This window comes from bacterium endosymbiont of Bathymodiolus sp. 5 South, assembly GCF_900128535.1.
In the GTDB taxonomy this organism is placed as follows: Bacteria; Pseudomonadota; Gammaproteobacteria; order PS1; family Pseudothioglobaceae; genus Thiodubiliella.
The window spans coordinates 1-1,110 of the sequence record NZ_FQTR01000351.1; the positions used below are offsets into that span (position 1 = coordinate 1).

Annotated in this window: 1 protein-coding gene; it reads right to left on the reverse strand. The window is 41.6% G+C overall.

Annotated features, from left to right (window positions below; all coding sequences use genetic code 11):
* A partial coding sequence (locus BBROOKSOX_RS11425; RefSeq protein WP_180324044.1) for an integrin alpha occupies positions 1-1,110 on the reverse strand: 1,110 nt, incomplete at both ends.

Here is a 1,110-nt window from a genome sequence, read left to right on the forward strand (position 1 = left end):
CGCTGACTCGCCAATGATAACAAAGCCACCAATACCAGAAGAAATATCTGATAATTCAATGGAATAGGTATCTTTTTTACCGAATACAACATACGATTTTCCTACATTATATTTTTTGATTGAGTAAAGATTGCCTGCATCAGCACCATAAGCACCCACAATCAAATCATCTAATCCATCGCCATTGACATCACCTGCGCTGGAGACTGACCAACCACTCTCATTATACGCTAACTCGCCATTGATAACAAAGCCACCAATACCAGAAGAAGAAATATCTGATAATTCAATGGAATAGGTATCTTTTTTACCGAACACAACATACGATTTACCTGCGTTTATTTTATTACTTGGATCGGCTTCATGAGCACCCACAATTAAATCATCTAAGCCATCGCCATTGACATCACCTGCGCTGGAGACTGAGTCGCCACTATAATCACGCGTTGACTCGCCATTGATAACAAAGCCACCTGTGCCAGCGGCAATATCTGATAAATTAATAGCAGTGTTGTCTTTTTTGCCGAACACAACATACGATTTACCTGACATAACTATATTGCCTTGATTGGCATACTTGGCATACATAGCACCAATAATTAAATCATCTAAACCATCGCCGTTGACATCACCTGCACTAGAGACTGAGCAGCCACTAAAATCACGCACTAATTCACCATTGATAACGAAACCACCTTTGCCAGCAGTAATGACTGATAATTCGATGGGATCGGTGCCTTGTTTGCCGAACACAACATACGATTTACCTGCCTTTGTCTTACCGCTTGGACTGGCAGTATTAGCACCTACAATTAAATCATCTAATCCATCGCCATTGACATCACCTGCACTGGAGACTGACCAACCACTTTGATCACCTGCTGACTGGCCATTGATAACAAAACCGCCTATGCCATAGGCAATGTCCGATAAATCAATAGTATTGGTGTTGTCTTGTTTGCCGAACACAACATACGATTTGCCTGCGCTATATTCTTTGCCTACTTTAGCATTCTTAGCACCCACAATTAAATCATCTAATCCATCGCCATTGACATCACCTGCACTGGAAACTGACCAACCACTTTGATCATCTGCTGACTCGCCAAT